This is a genomic window from Flavobacterium sp. GW823-FHT04A11, assembly GCF_058796535.1.
In genome coordinates, this window is sequence record NZ_CM179503.1 from 3,093,564 (window position 1) to 3,116,106 (window position 22,543).

Here is a 22,543-nt window from a genome sequence, read left to right on the forward strand (position 1 = left end):
TTGGTTGAAGCAAATTTATACTTGTAGCGACAATCTTTGGCTTAATTTAGATTAAGAAAATTTGTTTTTGATTTTTTGAAATATAAAAATAAGGAATTAAACACATAGAAACATAGATTTTCATGTTCTATAAATAAGAATATGAAAAGAAACTAAGTTTCTTACACATAGCTATGTTTTTTAAAATGAGTAAAACGTCTTTTAACGTCTTTTAAACCTATGTTTCTATGTGTTAAGATTACATATAGGCAAAAAAGGACATTTGTACAAACGTCCTTTTTTATTAGTATTCCAGTATTTTTAAAATTTCATTTTCTGAATTCTTACTGCATTTAATATCGCAAGCAGCGCAACGCCAACATCTGCAAAAACAGCTTCCCACATTGTTGCCAAACCTCCGGCACCAAGTATTAGTACAATAGCTTTCACAACAAATGCAAGACCAATATTCTGCCAGACAATTTGTTTTGTTTTTTTACCGATGTTTATAGCAGTAAAAATTTTTGTGGGCTGATCATTTTGAATTACGATATCGGCAGTTTCAATAGTAGCGTCACTTCCCAAACCTCCCATTGCAATTCCGGCATGAGCAAGCGCCACAACCGGGGCATCGTTTACACCATCGCCAACAAAGGCAATTTTTAAATTCTGGTTTTTGAAAAAAGTCACTTTTTCGACTTTATCTTCAGGTAATAAATCTCCATAAGCTTCATCGATATTAAGCTCTTTTGCAACGGCGCTTACAACAGCACTTTTATCGCCGGAAAGCATAACCGTTTTTACATTTATTCGATGTAAACTCTGAATCGCCTGTTTTGCATCTTCCTTGATTTCATCGGCAATTAAAAAGTATCCGGCATATTTTTGGTTGATGGCAATTACAATTATGGTAAAAGGCGTAGCATCGATTTCAGCATCATAATCAATGTTGAATTTCTTCATTAATTTGATATTTCCTGCCAGAATTTCATTGCCATCGACTTTTCCTTTTAGTCCGTGACCGGCAATTTCTTCTACATCTGTAACAACAGCTTCTTTTTCAGCTCCATTTGCATATTCGATTATCGCAGTTCCTACGGGATGTGTTGATTTAGTTTCGAGTGCGGCTGTATATTTTACTAAATCACTTTCTGCTATTTCGTTTGGTACTACTTTTTGAACTTTGAAAACTCCTTTTGTCAATGTTCCGGTTTTATCCATGACCACGATCTGAATAGCAGCCATTGTGTCGAGGAAAGTAGAACCTTTAAACAGAATTCCGTTTTTGCTCGCTGCTCCAATTCCGCCGAAATATCCTAGCGGGATAGAAATCACCAAGGCACACGGACATGAAATTACCAAAAACACTAATGCCCTGTAAAGCCAGTCTCTAAAAACGTAATTATCAACAAAAAAATACGGCAGAAAGCAGATGGCAATCGCTGCATAAACCACAAATGGTGTATAGATTTTGGCAAATTTTCTAATGAATAATTCAGTTGGCGCTTTTTTGGCAGTCGCATCCTGAACCATTTCTAAGATTTTAGATAATTTGCTGTCTTTGTATAAAGTTGTAACTTTTACTTCGGCAACAGAATTCAGATTAATCATTCCGGCAAGAACACTTTGACCTTTGGTTTTGGTATCAGGTTTACTTTCGCCGGTTAAAGCTGCGGTATTAAACGACGCATTATCAGATAATAATTCACCATCTAAACCTAGTTTTTCACCGGGCTTAAGCTGAACAATCGCGCCAATTTGAACTTCTTTTGCTTTAACGATTTTCGGCTGATTATTTTCTAAAATACTAACTTCATCCGGACGCTGGTCTAATAATGTTTTAATATTTGCCTTGGCTCTTGTAACGGCCAGTGTCTGAAAATTTTCTCCAATAGCATAAAACAACATAACGGCAACACCTTCAGGATATTCTCCAATAGCAAAAGCACCAATTGTGGCAATTGCCATAAGTAAAAATTCGGAGAAAAAAGATCCTTTTATAGCGCTTTCCCAAGCTTCTTTGACTACCGGAAGACCAACAGGTAAATACGCAATTGCGTACCAAATTATTCTAATCCATCCTGTAAACCAGGTTTGTGGATAATAATTATCAAAAACAATAGCGATAATCAGTAAAATAAAACTAATGATAGCCGGAGCAAACAATTGAAGCGTATTTTGATTTCCTATAGAATGATCGTGTCCGTCATGGTCGTCGTGAGTTTCATTTTCATCATGAGAACAGCAGCCTGCATTTTTCTTTTGAACAGCCGTTTTTTGATCTGTTTCACAGCATTTTGTATCTGAAGTATGTATCATAAATTTCTATTAATGTGTGTGTTCTCCGCCACCTTTTTGTGCGGATAATAAATAAAAAGCTCCTTCTGTAACAATTTGGCTATCATAAGGAATTGAAGTTATAAATTTTACTTCGGTAAAACCCATATCTGTAGCGCCGGGAATAACTTCTATGGCGCTAAAATGTATTTCTTCAGACTCTTTAGGATTATGTTTTGTGTTTTTTTCCGCAACATTGTTTTCCTTTATAAAGATAAAAAATTTATCGCCATTTTTAACAATGGCTCCTTTTGGTAAAGCAGGAACTGTTGCATTATTCAGATTGATGTTGGCAGAAACGTACATTCCTGAAATTAAGCCTTTTGCATCATCAGGATTGATTTTAGCATGAACGGCAACAGTTTTACTTTCGTTAGAAAACGATTTATTGATCCCAAATATTTTTCCTTTTATCGATTTATTAGATTGATTCGTAAGGATAAAATCTACTTCCTGACCAATTGAAATAGAACCCAGATCTTTTTCATATACATTCAAATCCAGGTGCATTTGGCTGTTATCTACGACTTCAAACAAAGGGATTCCGGTTTCTGCAAATGCACCTTTGGCAATATTAATATTTCCCACATAACCGCTTATTGGAGCAATAATAGGAATTAAGGCACTATTGCTAGATGTGCTTACATTTAGAGCCGATAATCTGTTTTTGGCAGCTTGCGCTTTTGCTCTTTCTACGGCTAATTTTGCTTTTACTTCCTGAAATGTTTTTCGCGGATTTACATTTTCATCAGACAAAGTTTTCTGGCGATTGTATTCTAATTGCAAATATTCAATATTGGCTGCAGCCGATTTATAATCTTCGAGCATTCCCACCACTTCCAGGTTTTGAATGGTAGCCAAAACTTTTCCTTTATTTACAAATGTGCCTTCCAGAACAAAAATATCTTTGACTGTTCCGCCTAATAATGTGGCGATTTTTGCTGATTTTTGTGGAGGAACCGTTGTATATCCATTTGCTTTAATAACGGTATTCAGGTTGCGGTTTTCAATTTTTCCAAATTTGATTCCCACCGTTTTAAATTGCGCCGGAGTTAAAGCGATTTCACTTTCCTTTTCTTCTTCTTCATGTGTTTCTTCCTCTTTCTTTTGGTTGCAGGATGTGATTAGTAACATCAAAAAAGCAATAAAAAACAGGGTAGAAGTACGACTGATTGTGTTTGTTATATTTTTCATTATTTGAATATTAATTATTGGAAATTGATGGAAACTGTAATCGAATCGCACTTTGATTGTATGTATTCAGCGTTTCGGCATATTGTTTTTTGATGTCAATGGCCTGATTTAAAAAACTGATATACGTCCAGTAGCTCATGTCTCCATTTGCATAACTTTTTTGTGCCGTTGCGATGATTTGTTCTGCATATTGCAACCCTTCTGTTTTATAATATTGCAACCCTTTTTCCTGTTTATCAAATTCATTTTTGAGTTCCTGCATTTGCAATTCCAATGAAAATTGACTTTTTTCTAATTCCAGTTCCGATTGTGCCATACTTATTTCTGCAGCTTTTGCTTTGGCTGTATTCACTCCGCCAAAAAGCGGAATTTGTAAACCGGCCGTAAAACCCTGAAACAACGCTTTGGTTTCGATAGTCTGGGCAAAATAACCAACGCCCAATTTTGGCGTTCGCTGTGCCTTAAATGTATTGACTTCTTTTTGATAAACAGAAATTTGCTGTTGATGATAATCAGTCAGTAAACCCTGCACTTTTGATTTATTAGATTCAGTTAGAGCAGAAAATTGCAACGGAGAAGTTGTATCAGGAATTATATTTTCTTTCGTTTGAACAAAAAACTGTAATTGTCTCTGATAAATGGCCAAATCGTATTCTAATTGTGCTTTTTGGGTTTCGATTTCCTTCATCTTTGCTTTTGCACTAATTACCTCGATATTACCGCTTTCTCCGGTTTTGAAACGAAGTTCTGCGTTTTTAAGAAATAAGGCATAAACATCCAATAATTCTGTGTTTAATTTTTGAACAGAAACGCCATATAAATATTGGTAATAAGCTAATGTCACGGCTTTTTCAATTTCATATTCAGACATTGCTTTTCGTTTTTCTGCCAGTTTTACCAATTCTTCCTGTAACTGGCGGTTGGCTTTGGTAATTTTTCCGACAGGGAAATATTGTTGTACAGAAACGTTGCTGTCATAATCTGCAGTATTAAATTGTCCGCCCTGATATTGCAATTGCAAAGGATCTGCCTGAAAAGCCGTTTTTTTAAGTACCGTTTGTTTTTCGATTTCCTTGTTGGCAATTTTCAGGTTGATACTGTTTGATTTTGCCATTTCAATCGCTTTTTCCAATGTTACGGGCTGATTTTGGGCAAAAGAAAAACAGCTTATCAGCAATAAAAAGAGTGTTATTATTGGTTTTATCATTGTCTTCTTTGTTTTAATCTTCTTTTCGAATAATAAATACAGTATTGGTAAAACAATCAGCGTTAATAAGGTGGCAGAAAATAATCCGCCAATAACCACTGTGGCCAATGGTTTTTGCACTTCAGCACCGCCACTTGTTGATAATGCCATGGGCAGAAAACCTAAAGAAGCTACTGCTGCCGTCATTAAAACGGGACGCAATCTTGTTTTTGTACCAATTAAAACTCGTTGTAAAGGATTGCTAATGCCTTCGGATTTTAGCTGATTGAAGTAAGAAATCAATACGATTCCGTTTAAAACCGCAATTCCGAATAAAGCAATAAAACCAATTCCTGCAGAAATACTAAAAGGCATACCTCGCATCCATAAAGCAAAGACACCGCCAATTGCAGAAAGCGGAATCGCAGTAAAAATTAATATGGCTTGTTTAACGCTTTTAAAAGTAAAATAAAGCAAGACCATAATTAAACCCAACGCAATTGGTAATGCAACAGAAAGTCGTTTATTGGCTTCGATCAGGTTTTGAAATTGTCCGCCGTAGGTAACATAATATCCTGCGGGAAGTTTGAAGTTTTTATCCAGTTTTTGCTGAATTTCTTCTACAACACTTTTTACGTCACGTCCGCGAACATTGAGTCCAATTGTGATTCTGCGTTTTCCATCTTCCCGAATTACCTGAACCGGACCTTGCTCATAATCGACAATAGCAACCTGCGAAAGCGGCACTTGCATGCCGTTTGGCAACGGAATAAATAAATTGCTGACATCATTAATATCGGTACGATTGTCTTTGTTCATTCGAACCACAATATCAAATCGTTTGTTTTCTTCGTAAATTTTTCCTGCGGCTTCTCCGGCAAAAGACGAACGCAGAATTTTGTTTAAATCCTCAATATTCAAACCATACAAAGCGATTTTATCATAATCATATTTAATTGTAATTTGAGGCAAACCGCTTACTTTATCCGCTTTTAAGTCACCAACGCCTTCAATTTTATTGATTTTCTGAATTAATTCATTGGCTTTTCTTTCGAGAACATCGAGATTATCGCCAAATATTTTAATGGCAATATCACTTCGGCTTCCGGTCATTAATTCGTTAAAACGCATTTGGATGGGTTGCGAAACTTCAATATTGGCACCGGGAATTTTCTCCATTTCCTCTTTCATTAAATGTGCCAGATCTTCCCAATTATCAGCGCTGGTCCACTCTTTTTTGTCTTTCAGGACAATAATTAAATCACCGCTTTCTATCGGCATTGGATCTGTCGGGATTTCACCGCTTCCAATTTTAGATACTATGGTTTTGATCTCGGGAAACTTAGCTTTCAGCATTTTCTCATATTGCGTTGTAGTTTTTATCATTTGCGATAATGAACTTCCCGTCATAATAGTAGCATTTATAGACAAATCTCCTTCTTCAATGGTTGGAATAAATTCTCCGCCCATGTTTTGAAAAATGATAATGGCAACAACAAAAAAGGCAAATGCAACACCTAAAACTGCTTTTTTAAACCGCAATGCTTTCTCTAAAAATGAGGTATATGTTTTTTCAAACCAGTCCATCATTCGATCACTAAAATTTGATTTGTGTTCTGTATTTTTGGATAGAAACATCGCACTCATCATCGGCACATAAGTCAGCGATAAAACAAAAGCGCCAATAACGGCAAATCCTACGGTCATGGCCATTGGTTTAAACATTTTTCCTTCGGTTCCAACCAAAGCCAAAATGGGCAGATAAACGATCAAAATGATAATTTCTCCAAATGCCGCGCTATTTCTAATTTTTGAAGCCGATGCATATACTTCTTCATCCATTTCAGATTGTGATAATTGTTTTTTGTTTTTCAGCTTCTGCAAATGATGCATGGTTGCCTCGACAATGATTACGGCGCCATCGACAATAATTCCAAAATCAATTGCTCCTAAACTCATTAAATTTCCGCTTACGCCGAAAGCATTCATTAAAATGACGGCAAAAAGCATCGCTAACGGAATCACAGAAGCGACTATTAATCCGGCACGAAGATTTCCCAGAAATAAAATCAGTACAAAAATCACGATTAAGGCTCCTTCGAGTAAGTTTTTGGTAACAGTTCCTATGGCATTATCGACTAATTTACTTCTGTCTATAAAAGCTTCGGCAACAACACCTTCGGGAAGCATTTTATTGATCAGAATCATTTTTTCTTTCACACGTTCTACAACGGCTTTAGAGTTTTCTCCTTTCAGCATTAGCGTTAATCCGCCTACGATTTCGCCTTTTCTGTCTTTGGTTGTAGCGCCAAAACGAATAGCATTTCCTAACTGAACTGTTGCTACATCGCGAATCAAAATAGGAGTGGCGTTTCTGTTTTTAACCACAATATTGCCTATATCTTTAATTCCCGAAGCCATTCCGACACCACGGATAAAATAAGCAAACTCATCTTTTTCGATATAGGCGCCTCCGGTATTTTGGTTGTTTTTTTCAAGGGCGTCGAAAATTTCGGTAATCGTAACTCCTGCGCTGTTTAAGCGGTTGGGATCAACTGCGATTTCGTATTGTTTTACGCTTCCTCCCCAGGTACTTACTTCGGCAACGCCTTTTACACCTTGCAATTGCGGAACAATAATCCAATCCTGAATGGTCCTTAAACTTGTAGCGTCGTATTTATTTTCATAGCCTTTTTTGGCATAGACATCATATTGGTAAATTTCGCCAAGTCCTGTTGTAATTGGTGCTAATTCTGGTGTTCCTGCATATTTTGGAATATTTTCTTCGGCTTCTTTCAAGCGTTGAAAAACCTGTTCGCGTGCCCAATAGGTATCGGCATCTTCTTCAAAAACAACGGTTACGACGGATAATCCAAAACGGGAAATGCTTCGAAGTTCGATTATTTTCGGAATCGTTTTTACGGCCTGTTCCAGCGGATACGTAATTAATTGCTCTACTTCCTGGCTGGCAAGTGTAGGCGCGGTCGTAATAATCTGAACCTGATTATTGGTAATATCAGGAAGTGCGTCTAGCGGTAAATTTTTAAGTGAAATGCTTCCCCAGGTTATCAATACTAGGGTAAGCAGCAGTATAATGAATTTATTCTTTATACTGAATTGTATAATTTTATCTAACATTTTTTAAGATATAATGTATGAGAAATCGGGACAGAATTCGTCCGTTTGTTTGTGGAAATACCACAATACTCAATTCACCCATATCCCAAAGCGTCGGGACGGGCAAAACATTATACTAGTTGGGGCGGCTGCCAGATACTTCCGTAGAAATTAGAAACAGAAGTGGAATAATAAGAAGATAATGGCTTTTTAATAAGTGAAGAATCGTTATTAAAACTCCATGAAATAACGGGCGCAGCATTTAATACTTGTGCCATACAGCAATTGCAGCTGCAAAAGGGCGGGCAAAGATCTGATCCGGTTTCGTGAGATTGATCGTGTGACTGATCTACTATTTGGGTTGTATGCGAGTTTGTTTCGCTCGCTATCTTATCTTCGCAAGGCAAAGACGACAGGACGATTAAGTAAACCGATAATATGATGTTAATCCATTTCACGCAGTAAAAATAAAGATAAAATGCTGATGATTTTAAATAGATTGTATTTTTTTAGATAATAATAACAAACTTGTTTTTGCGTAATTGTTTTAACACATAGAAACATAGGTTAAAATTAAGTGTTGAAGAAATCTTAGAAAATCCAGATTTTTCACAGAGCTAAGCTTTTAATTTTAAGTGAAAAGACTTTATTGACAATCAAAACTATGTTTCTATGTGTTTAAAAAACGCTATTCAATCAATTCAAATTCTAAAGCATCACTTTCTGTACCGTTAATGATTATAGACAATTGATGCATTCCTGTATGAAAAACACGTGTTGTTATTAATTTGAAAGATTGATTTCTTTCCACTTTAGTGATTTGATTAGGCTGATAGATTTTCTCACTGATTTTAAAGACTTTTTTCGCCAGATGTCCTTTTGATTTTTTGTAATGAACTGCATATTCTAAACGAATGGTTTTGGCTTCATTATTTTTATTGTTCAAGTGAAATTGAAACTGCAGATAATCGCCAATTTTTACTTTTGGAGTCTTTATTTCAAAAGCAGAAAGTTTAATATTAGTGCTTTCTAAACCATAATGGCTCAGGATTTCAGGATGTCCTTGTTTTAATAAAGTTCTGCAGCCGTGTTTGATAATTGCGTCGGTTTCTTTGCTTTTTCCTCTCCATTTTGCTGCAATTTCCAAGACAATTTCAGGATTGTCTTTTGCGATGTCGTTTAAATTATTAGCAACGCTTCGGCGTACATATTCTGATGGATCATTTTTTAAATTTTCTAAAATAGGAAGAATAGAAGCAGGGTCTTTTTTCAAAAACGGAATCGCCATTGCCCACGGTAATCTCGGTCGGCTTCCTTCGCTGGCTAATCTTCGAACATGATGATTTTCGTGAAGTGACCATTTTGTCATTTCTTCGATCATTTTTTCTTTGTATTTTAAAATAAAAGGTCGCACGGCAAATTCACAGCTTATAAATTGTGTGATTGATACAAAGGCTTTCGCCGAAGTTTTGAAGTCGTCTAAACCATATTTTTCGATGTAATCGGCAAAAAAGATAAAGGCCAGATTTCCATCTGTAAAATTGTTTTTCTTTAAATTTTCGATGATTTTATCAATTAAAGAAACGGCTTCGGGAAAATTTTCAGGCATGAATTGATGCAAAACTACTGTAGTATGTTTCATGCGGTCTTTCCATTCTTTTTGGGCAAAATCGCCTTCATAAATGCTTTCGATAAATTTTTGTTTATCAAATGCCGGATTTACTTCGGCGACAGCCTGACCAAATTTTTCGTAAAAACTAACCGAATATATATCTTTAATTAATCCCATGATTTTGTTTGAATGAACTTCAAAGATATTTAATGTTTCCAATTAAAATTAGAGATTCTACATGAAATTATAAACACATAGAAACATAGATTTTAAATTATATAGAAAAGGTATTTTTAAAAAATCCAGATTTTAACACATAGCTCAATGTATGTTGCTATGTGAATTCATGCGAAGTGAAACGCCTTTTTTTAAGTATTAAATCTATGTTTCTATGTGTTTAAAAAATAAGCGTTTTCCTTATAATTTAAATAGGCGTTTTTATTTTTAATAAATTTTTCACAGACAGTACACTTTCAAATCCACAAAATATGTTCTACTTTAGCATTTCATAAAATTTAAGAAAAATGATTAGCGAAATACAATTTCAAGCCGAATTACAATTATTGATTAGCAACGCAATTCGAGAAGATGTAGGCACGGGAGATTATAGTTCATTGGCTTGTATTCCGGATACGGCGCACGGTCAGGCTAAATTATTAGTAAAAGATCAGGGAATTATTGCCGGTGTCGCGTTGGCGAAAATGATTTTTGAATTTGTAGATCCAAAGCTAAAAGTTAAGACGTATATAGAAGATGGAACGCATGTAGAATATGGTGATGTTGTTTTTGAGGTTTCCGGAAGTTCACAATCAATTCTAAAATCAGAAAGAGTCGTTTTAAATACCATGCAGCGTATGTCTGCAATTGCTACAAAAACCAATCAATACGCAGCGCTTTTGGCAGGAACGGGCGCAAAAATATTAGATACACGTAAAACAACACCAAATTTTAGAGTTGCCGAAAAGTGGGCAGTGAAAATTGGAGGCGGTGAAAACCACCGTTTTGCATTGTATGATATGGTGATGCTTAAAGACAACCACATTGATTTTGCGGGCGGAATAACTTTGGCAATCAAAAAAACTAAGGAATTTTTAAAAGCCAATAATTTAGATTTGAAAATTATTGTTGAAGCCAGAAATTTAGATGAAATCCGTGAAATTTTATTGAGTGAAGGCGTTCATAGAATTTTGATCGACAACTTTAATTACGAAGATACTAAGACTGCAGTGGCTTTAATTGGCAGCAAATGCCAAACAGAATCTTCTGGAAATATCAACGAAAAAACCATTCGTGAATATGCTTTATGCGGTGTTAATTATATCTCTTCGGGAGCTTTGACGCATTCTGTTTATAATATGGATTTAAGCCTAAAGGCTTTTTAAGTTAGGAGTTGTGAGTTATAAGTTATGAGTTTAAAAAATATTTCCCGCTCTAAGTTTCGGGATTGGACTAAAATCTAAAATCTGAACTCATCAATCTAAAATCAAAAATATGTCTCAGGAGATAGAAGCTCGGCTCGAAAAAGTACCGGTAGTACGATTGATAGTCCGGTTTTTTAAGAATATAAAATTGCCTTGGCTGGAAGGTTTTTCGCTGTACGATTTGCTCGAAATGTATACACTTGGTATACTCGAAGGGGCTTTTTCTTATCATGCGAGTGCCGTTTCGTTTAGCTTTTTTATGGCTTTATTTCCATTTGCCTTATTTATTTTAAACTTAATTCCTTTTATTCCAATTGATAATTTCCAGGCCGATTTTTTGTTGTTTGTGCAGCAAAGTGTTCCGCCAAATACCTATGACGCCATTAATAAAATCATCAGTGATATTTTAAATAATAGTCATTCCGGATTATTATCCTCGGGATTTTTGCTTTCTATCTTTTTGATGGCAAATGGTGTAAACGGAATTTTAAGTGGTTTTGAATCATCGAAACATGTCTTTGATAAACGCGGATTTTTTAGTCAATATTTAGTCGCCCTGGCTATTTCGCTGGTTATGACTATTATATTATTTGTAACTGTGGCAACAATTGTTGTTTTTGAGGTATTTATTCAAAAGACAATTATTCAGGATGTCTTGAGTGATCGTATTCCCCTTATCATTTTGGGCCGGTATTTGTTTGTTTTGACAATGATTTTAGTAACATCCTCAATATTATTGCGTTACGGAACAAAACAATACAGCAAAGTACCTTTTATTAGTATTGGATCTGTTTTTACAACGGTCTTAATTGTTATATCTTCATTCTTTTTTGGGATTTGGGTTATAAAATTCTCAAAATATAATGAACTTTATGGTTCTATTGGCACATTATTAATTCTAATGTTTTATATTTGGATAAACTGTATGATTCTGCTTTTAGGGTTTGAATTGAACGCTAGTATCAGAAAATTAAAACAAAAAAAAAATAAATAGTATGAAAAATTGGATGTTAACGATTGGGTTGTTTTTTCTAACATTAGGTACAATTCAAAGCCAAAGTGTAATTGGAAAATGGAAAACAATTGATGATGAAACGGGAGAAGCAAAATCAGTAGTAGAGATTTACGAAAAATCAGGAAAGATATACGGTAAGGTGGTAGACATACTTCGTGCCGATCATAAAAAAGATGTTTGCGCCAAATGTGAAGGCGCCGACAAAAACAAACCAATTCTGGGTATGGTGATCATTAACGGTCTTAAGAAAGACGGTTCTGAATATAGCGGAGGAACAATTTTGGATCCTACAAACGGTAAAAAATACAAGTGTTATATAGAACTTGAATCTGCTGATAAACTAAAACTTCGCGGTTACGTGGGAATTGCTATCATGGGAAGAACACAGTACTGGGTAAGAGCAAAGAATTAATTTAATAAAATAAAATGCGAAAATTAGCATCAATAATTTTATTCTTAGTGCTGTCAAATACTTTTGCACAAACTAAGAATTCGCCATTACAAATAAGTCATCTTACGGGTGACTTTTATGTTTATAGAACCTTTCATGATTATGATGGAACCATGATTTCTGCAAACGCCATGTATCTTGTTACTAATAAAGGAGTTGTATTGTTTGATGCACCTTGGGATGAAACACAATTTCAGCCTTTATTAGATACTATTAAAGCGAGACATAAAAAAGATGTCGTGATGTGTTTTGCAACGCATTCTCACGATGACAGGTCGGCCGGTCTGGAATTTTACAGACAAAAGGGTGTAAAAACGTATTCGGGCAAATTAACAGACGAGATTCTTAAAAAGGAAAACAAGAAAAGAGCTGAATATATAGTTCCTAATGATACTACATTTACTGTTGGTCAGCATACTTTTGAAGTATACTATCCGGGAAAAGGACATGCACCAGATAATATTGTGGTTTGGTTTGATAAAGAAAAAGTGCTTTATGGAGCCTGTTTTATAAAAAGTGCTGAGGCAAAAGATTTAGGATATCTGGCTAATTCTGACGTGAAAGAATGGGAGAAATCTATTAAAAAAGTGCAGACAAAATTTAAAAAACCAATTTATATTATTCCGGGTCACGAAGACTGGAAAAATACGCAATCTTTAAATCATACTTTAAAGTTAGTTCAGGATTATAATGCTGCTTCTGCTAAGGCATTAAATAAAAAGTAATTTTTGCTTATATTTGAAAATTAAATTAAGACTAATGAACTTTTTAAAAAATCATTTATCGGATATATCAAAACTTTGTGAAAGTCATAAAGTAAAGGCTTTATATGCTTTTGGTTCCGTACTTACAGAAAAGTTTGATGATAAAAGTGATGTAGATTTAGTAGTCGATTTTCAAAATTTAGATGTTTTGGATTATGCCGATAATTATTTTGATCTTAAGTTTTCATTAGAAGAAATTTTAAAACGACCAATTGATTTACTGGAAGAAAAAGCGATTAAAAACCCTTATTTTAAGCAGAATCTTGATAAACAAAGACAATTAATTTATGGATAATAATATTAAAACGTGGTTGTTTGATATTTTAAGTTCTATAAATGAAATTGAAAGCTATTTTACAGGTCAGCCAATGCAATTTCAAAAATATCAAAATGATTTACGCACAAAACGTGCAGTTGAAAGGAATATAGAAATCATTGGTGAAGCAATGAATAGAATTTTAAAAGAAAACAGTGAAATTCAAATTTCAGATTCCAGAAAAATTGTTGCAGTAAGAAATAGAATTATTCATGGTTACGACTCAGTATCTGATGATATAATTTGGGGAATCGTTATTAAACAGCTTCCAATTCTTAAAACTGAAGTAGAAAAAATGCTTTCAGAATAATTTTAAATTATTCAAATCCTATAAATTATCTCCATGTTTTTTGTCGAAGTTGTTTTACCACTTTCCTTAGCCAAAACCTTTACTTATCGTATTTCTGAGGCCGAATTTCATTTCATTAAAAAAGGAATGCGGGTTGCGGTACCTTTTGGTAAAAGCAAAATTTATACAGCTCTGGTTATTGATACGCATCAAAACGAACCAACTTTGTATGATGCAAAAGAAATTCATCAAATATTAGACGAAAAACCTATTGCAACCGAAATTCAGATTAAACACTGGCTTTGGGTTGCTAATTATTATATGTGCGGAATTGGCGATGTTTATCGCGGCGCTTTTCCAAGTGGATTATTGTTGGAAAGTGAAACTATTATTTCGCATAAAACAGATGTTATTGTAAATCAAAACGAACTTTCTGACGAAGAATTTTTGGTTTATGAAGCCTTGCAAAATCAGAGTTCTTTAAAAGTTCAGGAGATTATTTCTATTTTAAATAAAAAAAATATTTTCCCCATTCTTCAAAAAATGATGGACAAGGATATTATTGTTTTAGAAGAAGAAATAAAAGAAAGTTACAAGCCAAAATTGATTCGTTATGTGAAATTACATTCTAAATATGAATCAGATCAAGGTTTAAACGAATTACTGGAAGTGTTGAAAAATGCCAACAAACAAAAGGAAATTGTTTTAGCTTTTTTTCAGTTACGTGCTTCAGAAAAGAAACCTATAACGGTAAAAAAACTTGTCGAAGTTTCGAATTCTTCTGCAGCAGTTGTAAAAGCTTTAATTGATAAAGAAATCTTTGAGGAATATCTTTTACAGCAAGACAGGGTTTCTTTTGATGGAAAAGCTTCAGAGAAACAATTGCAATTAAGTGCCGCGCAGGAAACGGCTTTTACAGCAATCAAACAAAATTTTGAAGAGAAAGAAGTTTGTCTGCTTCACGGTGTTACGTCAAGCGGAAAAACAGAAATTTATATTAAACTAATTGAAGAATATCTGGCAACGGGAAGACAAGTTTTGTATTTGCTTCCGGAAATTGCTTTGACAACACAATTGGTTTCTCGTTTAAGACTTCATTTTGGAGATAAAGTGGCTGTTTTTCATTCGAAATACAGTAATAATGAAAGGGTAGAAGTCTGGAAACAAACGCTTGAAAATGCAAATAAAGCTCAAATTATAATAGGAGCAAGGTCGTCTTTGTTTTTGCCTTTTTCTGATTTAGGATTATTAATTGTCGATGAAGAGCATGAGCAGACTTTTAAGCAAACCGATCCTGCGCCAAGATATCACGCAAGAGATGCAGCAATAGTTTTGGCGAATTTTCATAATGCCAAAGTGCTTTTAGGTTCTGCAACGCCAAGTATTGAAACCTATTTTAATACACAAACGGACAAATATGGTTTGGTGACGCTTACGGAGCGCTTTAATAATGTTCGAATGCCTGAAGTGCTTTTGGTTGATTTAAAAGACAAACACTTCAGAAAAAAAATGACCGGGCATTTTAGCGATCTTTTAATAGAGGAAATTGCAGAAGCGTTGTCTTTGGGCGAACAAGTGATTTTGTTTCAAAACAGACGCGGTTATTCGCCTATCATAGAATGTATGACTTGTGGTCATGTTCCGCATTGTCAGCAATGCGATGTGAGTCTGACTTTTCATAAACATAAAAATCAATTGCGTTGTCATTACTGCGGCTACTCAATTGCAAAACCAACGCATTGCCACAGTTGTTCGAGTATAGATTTAACAACGAAAGGTTTTGGAACAGAGCAAATTGAGCAAGAATTAATTTCTCTTTTTCCGAATGCAAAAACCGGAAGAATGGACCAGGATACTACACGTGGAAAGTATGGTTTCGAAAAAATTATTGATTCGTTTAAAAATCGGGAAATTGATATTCTGGTCGGAACACAAATGCTGGCCAAAGGTCTGGATTTTGATAATGTAAGTCTGGTTGGTATCATGAATGCCGATAATATGCTGCATCATCCTGATTTTAGAGCTTTTGAGCGTAGTTTTCAAATGATGACACAGGTTGCGGGAAGGGCAGGAAGATCAGAAAAACAGGGAAAAGTTGTTATTCAGACTTATAATCCGGATCATAATACCATACAGCAGGTTACAACACATAATTATTTAGGTATGTATAAGGAGCAATTGTATGATCGCCAGATTTATAAATACCCGCCTTATTTCAGAATTATAAAACTGACTCTGAAACATCGTGATTTTGATAAATTGAAAGAAGGTTCGATGTGGCTGTATCAGGTTTTGAGTCAAAATTTGAATATGCCTGTTTTAGGTCCGGAAGAGCCGGCAATCAGCAGAATACGAAATGAATATATAAGAACTATTTTGATAAAAATCCCTCAGAATCTGCCGTTAGGAGGCACAAAAAAAACTATTCAGAAAATGTTGAATAGTTTTGAGGCTGTTGCTCAATACAGAGCTATTAAGACAGTTGTAAACGTCGATTTTTATTAAGACGGGGTAGATAATGCTTTTACCAGATCTTCTTTTTTGTTTCGGCTTAATGGAATTTTTGTAATTCCAATTTCGGCAAATTTGCTGTTAAAGCGTTCTACTTTATCAATATTAATAATATAAGATTTGTGTACACGAATGAATTTATCTTTTGATAAATCGTTTTCAAAAGATTTCATTGTAGAAAGAACCAGATTACTATCATCCTCAGTTACAACTCTTACATAATCTCCAAAAGCTTCAATCCATTTGATTTTTGCGGTGAAAATTTTGAGTTTTTTTAGATTACTTTTGATGAAAATATGTTCTCCTTCTTCTTCTTTGACATCTTTTTTAAGTAAATGCATATCTATTGCTCTTTTTACAGAAGCATTAAATCGATCTACGGCGATAGGTTTTTGAAGATAATCGGTGGCGTCATAATCAAAGGCTTTCAGAGCATATTCTGCCTTAGATGTGATAAATATAATTTGTGGTTTTGTTTTTAATCCGTCAAGGAAATCAAAACCATTAATAACAGGCATCTCTATATCTAGAAATATTAAATCTATATTATTTAAGGCAATACAGCTTTTAGCTTCAATTGCGTTTGAAAAGTCACCAATTAAATGCAAACCGGGATGATTATTGACTAATTTGGCAATAATCGTCCTTTGTATAGAACTATCATCTACAACAACACAGTTTAGTTTCATAACATTTAAAATTTAAATAAAATCGGGATAGCAGTAGTAAATATATTATTATTTTAGTAAAAAAACTAAATTTGGCGTTTATTTTTTACATTACAACGAATAAACGTAAAAAAGAGTTGTTTATTTAAATATTATAATTACTTTTGCACCCAATTTTAACAAATAAATATTGTATTTATGAATCATTATGAAACTGTTTTCATTTTAAATCCCGTTTTATCTGAGGTTCAGGTGAAGGAAACAGTAACGAAATTTGAAGAATTTCTTACTAGTAGAGGAGCTGAAATGGTATCGAAAGAGGATTGGGGTCTGAAAAAAATGGCTTACGAAATCCAAAACAAAAAAAGTGGTTTTTACCATTTATTCGAATTCAAAGTAGCTGGAGAAGTTCTAATTGCTTTTGAAACTGAATTTAGACGTGACGAAAGAGTTATGCGTTTCTTAACTGTAAGTTTAGACAAACATGCTATTTCATGGGCGGAGAGAAGAAGAGCAAAATTAAAATCTACTAAAGCTTAATTATTATGTCTACAATAGAGCAATCTGCAAAAGGAAAAAAAGACGGAGATATCAGATATTTAACGCCTTTAAACATCGAAACTAACAAAACTAAAAAGTATTGTCGTTTCAAAAAATCAGGAATCAAATATATTGATTATAAAGATGCTGATTTCTTATTGAAATTCGTTAATGAGCAAGGAAAAATTCTTCCTCGTCGTTTAACTGGAACTTCATTAAAATACCAAAGAAAAGTTTCTGTAGCTGTAAAAAGAGCTCGTCACTTAGCTTTAATGCCATACGTGGCCGATTTATTAAAATAATTAAAAACTCTCTAGTCGCTGGTTTCTGTTATGCAGAACCTAACTTCTAAAATATAAGGACAACAACATGGAACTTATTTTAAAACAAGACGTACAAAACTTAGGATTTAAAGATGATGTAGTATCAGTAAAAGCTGGTTACGGTCGTAACTTTTTAATTCCTCAAGGATTCGCGCAATTGGCTACACCTTCTGCAAAGAAAGTTTTGGCTGAAAACCTAAAACAAAGAGCACACAAAGAAGCTAAAGTTGTTGCTGATGCAAAAGCATTAGCTGAAACTTTAAAAGCTCTTGAAATTAAACTTACTGCAAAAGCTGGTGGAGAGAAACTTTTTGGTTCTATCACAAACATCGACATTGCTGAAGCTTTAGAGAAATCAGGTAACGCTATTGATAGAAAATTCATCACAAGCGGAATCGTAAAACGTACAGGAAAATATTCTGCTAGCATCCGTTTACACAGAGATGTTATCGTTGACTTACCATACGAGATTGTAGCTGAAAAATAACATTTTGTTAACTTCTTGTTAATAAAATATAAAAACCACTCTTAGGAGTGGTTTTTTTTTGCCTAATTTTGAATGAAATAACTCACTCAAAATCAGGAAAATGAAAAAAATCTTTGCATTAATGGTATGTTTGCTGGCCTTAACCACGGTCACAGGGCAAACAACAACGTCGAGTATTAAGGGTATTGTAAAAAGTTCAACCAACGAGCTTTTACCCGGAGCTAGTATTTTAGCCATTCATACTCCGACTGGCGGAAAATATTCAGCTGTTTCCAATGAAGACGGAAGGTTTAATATTTTGAATATGAGAATTGGCGGGCCTTACAAAATTACAGTGACTTTTGTAGGCTTTCAGGATCAGGAATACAATGACATATATCTTGATTTAGGAAAACCATTTAATATAGATGTAATTTTAGCTGATGCAAGTCAGGCGCTGGAAGAAGTTAAGGTAGTTGCGAAAGATAAAGTTTTTAAAAGCGGAAAAACCGGTGCAGAAACTACTATTGGCAGAAGAGAATTAACGGCATTACCAACAATTTCCAGATCGGCTGAGGATTTTACTCGTTTAGAGCCAACTGCAAGCGGCGGATCTTTTGGAGGAAGAAATGATCAGTATAACAATTACTCTTTAAATGGTGCGGTATTTAATAATCCGTTTGGATTGGATGCTGCAACTCCGGGAGGACAAACGGGTGCACAGCCTATTTCATTAGATGCAATCGAACAAATTCAGGTTGCGACTGCTCCTTATGATGTAACCTTGTCCGGTTTTACAGGCGCTTCTGTAAATGCCGTTACAAAATCAGGAACGAATGAGTTTCATGGAACCGCTTATGCATTTTACAGAAATCAGGATTTAACGGGAAGCAAAATTAAAGGAGAAAAAATATTTGTACCAACATTAGAACAAACTCAGGCGGGTTTTAGTTTGGGAGCTCCCATTATTAAAAATAAATTATTCATTTTTGGAAATTTTGAAATTGATAAAAGAAGCGATTTAGGTTCCAATTTTGTAGCCAATAATAATGATGGCGTTACGGGAATTAATGAATCGAGAGTTTTAGAATCTGATTTGATTGCAGTTTCAAATGCGTTGAAAGGCTTAGGATATGACCCGGGCGCTTATCAGGGATTTATTCACGAATCAAACTCCAATAAAGGAATTATTAAAGTGGACTGGAATATTACCGATAACCATAAACTGGCTGTTATTTATAATTTTCTGGATGCTTCCAAAGATAAACCGGCGCATCCGACAGCCCTTGGATTTAGAGGTCCGAATGCATCGATTTTGCAATTTCAAAATTCGGGATACCAGATTAATAATAATCTAAGTTCTTTTTTAATTGAATTGAACTCAAAATTCAGCGAGAAAGTTTCGAATAAATTTCAGGCAGGATATTCTCATTTTAATGACTACAGGGTTCCGTTTTCTGTTCCGGCACCGGTAATTAATATTCAGGATGGAGCAGGATCAAATTATATTATTGCAGGACATGAACCATTTTCGATCAATAATACTTTAGATCAAAAAGTGATTCAGATTACTAATAATTTGACTTACGCAGTTGGTAAACATGCGTTTACTTTTGGTGCTTCTTTCGAAAAATTCGGATTTAAAAACTCTTTTAATCTGGGCGGTTATGATAATTTCGGAAACCCGAATGGTTATGCAGGAACTTTTTTCACTCCTTATTTCACCACACAGGATTTCCTAAATGATGCTGCACAGCCTTATGCAACCAGTATTATTGCGCAAAATTTGCAATATGCTCAGGATGTTTATAATACCAAAAGCAATTTTGAAGTTGGAACTGATGGCGGATGGAAACTGGCTGAATTAAATGTAGGTCAATTAGCTTTTTATGCGCAAGACGATATTAGTTTACATGATGATTTTAAATTATCTGTAGGATTAAGAATTGATAAACCTTTGTATTTTAATACGGCAGATTTGATTCAGAAATATATTGACACGGATAACGGCGGTTCAGGAAGAGATAATAGTATCGATTATTACGATCCGCAAACGGGTCAGGCTGTGAAATTAATTTCTACCGATTTGCCAAGTGACAGAATCCTTTGGTCGCCAAGAGTTGGTTTTAACTGGGATGTAAAAGGAGATGCAACTTCTCAGCTTCGTGGAGGTTCCGGAATTTTTACAGGAAGAATTCCGTTTGTCTGGTTAGGAAATCAGGTAAGTGGTGCTGATGACAGTTTCTTCCAGATTATGGATCCTGATTATAAATGGCCACAAGTCTGGAGATCAAGTTTAGGATTCGATCATAGATTTGAAAGTAACTACATTGTAACGGTTGATTTATCTTATAATAAAGATATAAATGCGGTGCAGGTTCAAAACTGGGGATTAAAGGATCCAACGGGAGTTTTGGCCGGCGTTGACAACAGAGCAATTTATGTTGCGGCAGATCATGGCGCTAATAATGCTTATGTCATGACAAATTCTGATAAAGGAAGCGCTTTTAACGCATCGGTTAAATTGCAGAAAACTTTTGAAAATGGTTTATATGCAAGTGTCGCATACAATTATCTAAAATCACAAGATGTGAACTCTATTGAGGCTGAAATTACGGGAGATGCTTTTTCATTTAATCCGGCTTTGGGAAATGTGAATACTGCAGTTCTTTCGAATTCAAAATACGGAGATAATCATCGTTTTATTGGAGTTGCTTCTAAAAAATGGAAATATGGAAAAGACAAATGGGCAACAACTGTTTCGACATTTCTTGAATATGCTCAGGGCGGACGTTTTAACTACACCTACGGAGGAGATATTAACGGGGACGGTTCTAGTGTAAATGATTTAATTTATATCCCTACAACAGCAGAAATTGCGTTGATGAACTTTAGCGCGCCTGGACAAGGCGAAGCTTTTGACCGATATATTTCTCAGGATAAATATATGAGAGACAGGAGAGGGCAATATGCAGAGCGTTATGGAGCAATATCGCCGTGGAGAGGAAGATGTGATCTGAAATTATTACAGGATTATAATTTCAGGGTTTCATCGGCATCGGAGAAAAAGAATACGATTCAGTTTAGTATCGATATTTTGAATTTCGGAAATCTAATTAATTCTGATTGGGGAGTTGTTCAGGTTCCTACAAGCGTTCAGCCAATTGGAGTTACAGTAGTTGGAAATACGCCAACATATACTTTTAATAACACGCAAACCAAAACGTTTAGTTATGATGCCAGTTTAACATCTAGATGGCAGGCGCAATTTGGTATCAGATATATCTTCTAGTAAGCAAAAAAAAGTTATAAATTTGCCCTCGCATTTGTGAGGGCTTTTTTATGGACTATATTTTACGTTTATAAATTCATAAAGCCTTATAAGTGTTTTTAATAAAAGAAAAGATAATGAAATACGCAAGATTAACAAAAGAGCAATTTGATGAATTGCATGCAGAATTTGCCAGTTTTTTGGCTACACAGGCAATTGATAAAGCAGAGTGGGATTCTATTAAGATAAATAAACCAGAAGTAGCAGAACAGGAACTGGATGTTTTTTCAGATTTAATTTGGGAAGGTGTTTTGTCGAGAGCTGAATTTTTAGAACATTTTTCTAAAAACCATATCTTTTTATTTCAGTGTTTTGAAGAACATGTTCAATCTATCGTTTTAAAATCGTTGGTTCCGGAAACTGATTTTTTAACTAAAGAAGGTTTGCAATGGCTAAGTGATAATATGTTTACTGAAACGATTGAAATGAAAGTAGGGAAAAAAGTATTCACTGAAGATAGAAATGCTTCTATTTTTGAATTGATTCAGCAAGGTGCTTTTTTGAGTGACGGACAGTTGTTTAAGCAAATTAATACCATTATTGAAGCTTAATCGTTATAGTTAAATTTTTAAAAAGGTAAATGATTGATGTTAAATTATTTACCTTTTTTAGGTGATTTAACTTTTGTTTAAACTTTTCTGTTTTTTTTACCCCGTATTTTTACCTGTTTTTTTCGAAATGTGCAAAGTTTTGGATTTGTATAAAAATATGTAAGTTTTACTTTTCAAATAATATTTTTTAGCTGTTGTTCAACGTGTTATAAAATATAAAAAGTAATCCTAAACTTACATTTTAACATTTTTATAAAAAAATATCGTTTTTTTTATGATTTCTCTAACACTTCATTTTCTGTTGTAAAGCCTTGATTTTATTGAGTTTTTGTAGGGTTTCTTATTTTTAAAAATTTCATCATTTTAAAAATATAGGAATTTTATTCTTGTTTTATATTTTGGTTTTTCTTAATTTTAGTAAAAGAAAAGTTAAACAAAATCACTTTTGTACTTTTCGCAAATGACACCAATA

At 34.3% G+C, this 22,543-nt stretch carries 18 protein-coding genes; 12 read left to right on the forward strand and 6 right to left on the reverse strand.

Translation table 11 applies throughout. The annotated features are described in order from the left end of the window. Positions 1-300: 300 nt before the first annotated feature. The 5 genes from AC3QL1_RS13270 to AC3QL1_RS13290 form a co-directional block, all read right to left on the reverse strand. Positions 301-2,298 carry a heavy metal translocating P-type ATPase gene (locus AC3QL1_RS13270; protein WP_492492015.1) on the reverse strand — a complete coding sequence of 666 codons (1,998 nt, stop codon included), beginning with the start codon at positions 2,296-2,298 and terminating at the stop codon, positions 301-303. 9 nt (positions 2,299-2,307) lie between these two features. Beyond that, positions 2,308-3,510, reverse strand: coding sequence for an efflux RND transporter periplasmic adaptor subunit (locus tag AC3QL1_RS13275; protein WP_492492017.1), 1,203 nt, complete (start codon positions 3,508-3,510; stop codon positions 2,308-2,310). Positions 3,511-3,520: 10 nt separating this feature from the next. Beyond that, positions 3,521-7,834 carry a CusA/CzcA family heavy metal efflux RND transporter gene (locus AC3QL1_RS13280; protein ID WP_492492019.1) on the reverse strand — a complete coding sequence of 1,438 codons (4,314 nt, stop codon included), beginning with the start codon at positions 7,832-7,834 and terminating at the stop codon, positions 3,521-3,523. 110 nt (positions 7,835-7,944) lie between these two features. Continuing rightward, positions 7,945-8,271 (reverse strand): DUF6660 family protein, encoded by a 327-nt coding sequence (locus tag AC3QL1_RS13285; RefSeq protein WP_492492021.1) that lies wholly within the window; start codon positions 8,269-8,271, stop codon positions 7,945-7,947. 230 nt (positions 8,272-8,501) lie between these two features. Then, positions 8,502-9,602 (reverse strand): DNA alkylation repair protein, encoded by a 1,101-nt coding sequence (locus AC3QL1_RS13290; RefSeq protein WP_492492023.1) that lies wholly within the window; start codon positions 9,600-9,602, stop codon positions 8,502-8,504. A gap of 347 nt (positions 9,603-9,949) precedes the next feature. On the opposite strand from AC3QL1_RS13290, the gene nadC reads away from it, so the two are divergent. The 7 genes from nadC (at position 9,950) to priA (ending at position 16,186) form a co-directional block, all read left to right on the forward strand. Next, entirely contained in the window at positions 9,950-10,807 is an 858-nt protein-coding gene (nadC, locus tag AC3QL1_RS13295; RefSeq protein WP_492492024.1) for a carboxylating nicotinate-nucleotide diphosphorylase, read from the forward strand. A 109-nt stretch (positions 10,808-10,916) separates the two neighbouring features. Further along, positions 10,917-11,840, forward strand: a complete 924-nt coding sequence (locus AC3QL1_RS13300; protein ID WP_492492026.1) for a YihY/virulence factor BrkB family protein — start codon at positions 10,917-10,919, stop codon at positions 11,838-11,840. 1 nt (position 11,841) lies between these two features. After that, positions 11,842-12,273: a DUF2147 domain-containing protein gene (locus AC3QL1_RS13305; protein ID WP_492492028.1), complete on the forward strand. Its 432-nt coding sequence runs from the start codon at positions 11,842-11,844 to the stop codon at positions 12,271-12,273. 14 nt (positions 12,274-12,287) lie between these two features. Next, a complete protein-coding gene (gene bla-B1-FLAV, locus AC3QL1_RS13310; RefSeq protein ID WP_492492030.1) occupies positions 12,288-13,037 on the forward strand; it encodes a subclass B1 metallo-beta-lactamase in 750 nt (249 codons plus the stop codon). Positions 13,038-13,071: 34 nt separating this feature from the next. Continuing rightward, the gene (locus AC3QL1_RS13315; protein ID WP_492492032.1) at positions 13,072-13,371 is read left to right on the forward strand and encodes a nucleotidyltransferase family protein; all 300 of its coding nucleotides are present in this window, start codon (positions 13,072-13,074) and stop codon (positions 13,369-13,371) included. Then, positions 13,364-13,702: a HepT-like ribonuclease domain-containing protein gene (locus tag AC3QL1_RS13320; protein WP_492492033.1), complete on the forward strand. Its 339-nt coding sequence runs from the start codon at positions 13,364-13,366 to the stop codon at positions 13,700-13,702. The genes AC3QL1_RS13315 and AC3QL1_RS13320 overlap by 8 nt, the downstream gene beginning before the upstream one ends. Positions 13,703-13,735: 33 nt before the next feature. Next, positions 13,736-16,186: a replication restart helicase PriA gene (priA, locus tag AC3QL1_RS13325; RefSeq protein WP_492492035.1), complete on the forward strand. Its 2,451-nt coding sequence runs from the start codon at positions 13,736-13,738 to the stop codon at positions 16,184-16,186. On the opposite strand, the gene AC3QL1_RS13330 is transcribed toward priA, so the two are convergent. Next, positions 16,183-16,881 (reverse strand): LytR/AlgR family response regulator transcription factor, encoded by a 699-nt coding sequence (locus AC3QL1_RS13330; RefSeq protein ID WP_492492037.1) that lies wholly within the window; start codon positions 16,879-16,881, stop codon positions 16,183-16,185. The two genes, priA and AC3QL1_RS13330, sit on opposite strands and share 4 nt — an antisense overlap. A gap of 177 nt (positions 16,882-17,058) precedes the next feature. Between AC3QL1_RS13330 and rpsF the strand changes: the two genes are divergently transcribed. The 5 genes from rpsF (at position 17,059) to AC3QL1_RS13355 (ending at position 22,071) form a co-directional block, all read left to right on the forward strand. Next, the gene (gene rpsF / locus AC3QL1_RS13335) at positions 17,059-17,400 is read left to right on the forward strand and encodes a 30S ribosomal protein S6 (RefSeq protein WP_007810575.1); all 342 of its coding nucleotides are present in this window, start codon (positions 17,059-17,061) and stop codon (positions 17,398-17,400) included. A 5-nt stretch (positions 17,401-17,405) separates the two neighbouring features. Further along, the gene (rpsR, locus tag AC3QL1_RS13340) at positions 17,406-17,702 is read left to right on the forward strand and encodes a 30S ribosomal protein S18 (RefSeq protein ID WP_002987043.1); all 297 of its coding nucleotides are present in this window, start codon (positions 17,406-17,408) and stop codon (positions 17,700-17,702) included. 67 nt (positions 17,703-17,769) lie between these two features. Further along, positions 17,770-18,210, forward strand: coding sequence for a 50S ribosomal protein L9 (gene rplI, locus AC3QL1_RS13345; protein ID WP_294932810.1), 441 nt, complete (start codon positions 17,770-17,772; stop codon positions 18,208-18,210). Between the two features lie 100 nt (positions 18,211-18,310). After that, positions 18,311-21,481 (forward strand): TonB-dependent receptor, encoded by a 3,171-nt coding sequence (locus AC3QL1_RS13350; RefSeq protein ID WP_492492038.1) that lies wholly within the window; start codon positions 18,311-18,313, stop codon positions 21,479-21,481. Between the two features lie 116 nt (positions 21,482-21,597). Next, positions 21,598-22,071 carry a DUF6495 family protein gene (locus AC3QL1_RS13355; protein ID WP_492492040.1) on the forward strand — a complete coding sequence of 158 codons (474 nt, stop codon included), beginning with the start codon at positions 21,598-21,600 and terminating at the stop codon, positions 22,069-22,071. The last annotated feature ends 472 nt before the right edge of the window (positions 22,072-22,543 follow it).

Coding starts and splice junctions, on each gene's coding strand:
- AC3QL1_RS13270 (WP_492492015.1), bottom strand. CDS start 2,298: ATGATACATACTTCAGATACAAAATGCTGTGAAACAGATCAAAAAACG.
- AC3QL1_RS13275 (WP_492492017.1), bottom strand. CDS start 3,510: ATGAAAAATATAACAAACACAATCAGTCGTACTTCTACCCTGTTTTTT.
- AC3QL1_RS13280 (WP_492492019.1), bottom strand. CDS start 7,834: ATGTTAGATAAAATTATACAATTCAGTATAAAGAATAAATTCATTATA.
- AC3QL1_RS13290 (WP_492492023.1), bottom strand. CDS start 9,602: ATGGGATTAATTAAAGATATATATTCGGTTAGTTTTTACGAAAAATTT.
- nadC (WP_492492024.1), top strand. CDS start 9,950: ATGATTAGCGAAATACAATTTCAAGCCGAATTACAATTATTGATTAGC.
- AC3QL1_RS13300 (WP_492492026.1), top strand. CDS start 10,917: ATGTCTCAGGAGATAGAAGCTCGGCTCGAAAAAGTACCGGTAGTACGA.
- AC3QL1_RS13305 (WP_492492028.1), top strand. CDS start 11,842: ATGAAAAATTGGATGTTAACGATTGGGTTGTTTTTTCTAACATTAGGT.
- bla-B1-FLAV (WP_492492030.1), top strand. CDS start 12,288: ATGCGAAAATTAGCATCAATAATTTTATTCTTAGTGCTGTCAAATACT.
- AC3QL1_RS13315 (WP_492492032.1), top strand. CDS start 13,072: ATGAACTTTTTAAAAAATCATTTATCGGATATATCAAAACTTTGTGAA.
- AC3QL1_RS13320 (WP_492492033.1), top strand. CDS start 13,364: ATGGATAATAATATTAAAACGTGGTTGTTTGATATTTTAAGTTCTATA.
- priA (WP_492492035.1), top strand. CDS start 13,736: ATGTTTTTTGTCGAAGTTGTTTTACCACTTTCCTTAGCCAAAACCTTT.
- AC3QL1_RS13330 (WP_492492037.1), bottom strand. CDS start 16,881: ATGAAACTAAACTGTGTTGTTGTAGATGATAGTTCTATACAAAGGACG.
- rpsF (WP_007810575.1), top strand. CDS start 17,059: ATGAATCATTATGAAACTGTTTTCATTTTAAATCCCGTTTTATCTGAG.
- rpsR (WP_002987043.1), top strand. CDS start 17,406: ATGTCTACAATAGAGCAATCTGCAAAAGGAAAAAAAGACGGAGATATC.
- rplI (WP_294932810.1), top strand. CDS start 17,770: ATGGAACTTATTTTAAAACAAGACGTACAAAACTTAGGATTTAAAGAT.
- AC3QL1_RS13350 (WP_492492038.1), top strand. CDS start 18,311: ATGAAAAAAATCTTTGCATTAATGGTATGTTTGCTGGCCTTAACCACG.
- AC3QL1_RS13355 (WP_492492040.1), top strand. CDS start 21,598: ATGAAATACGCAAGATTAACAAAAGAGCAATTTGATGAATTGCATGCA.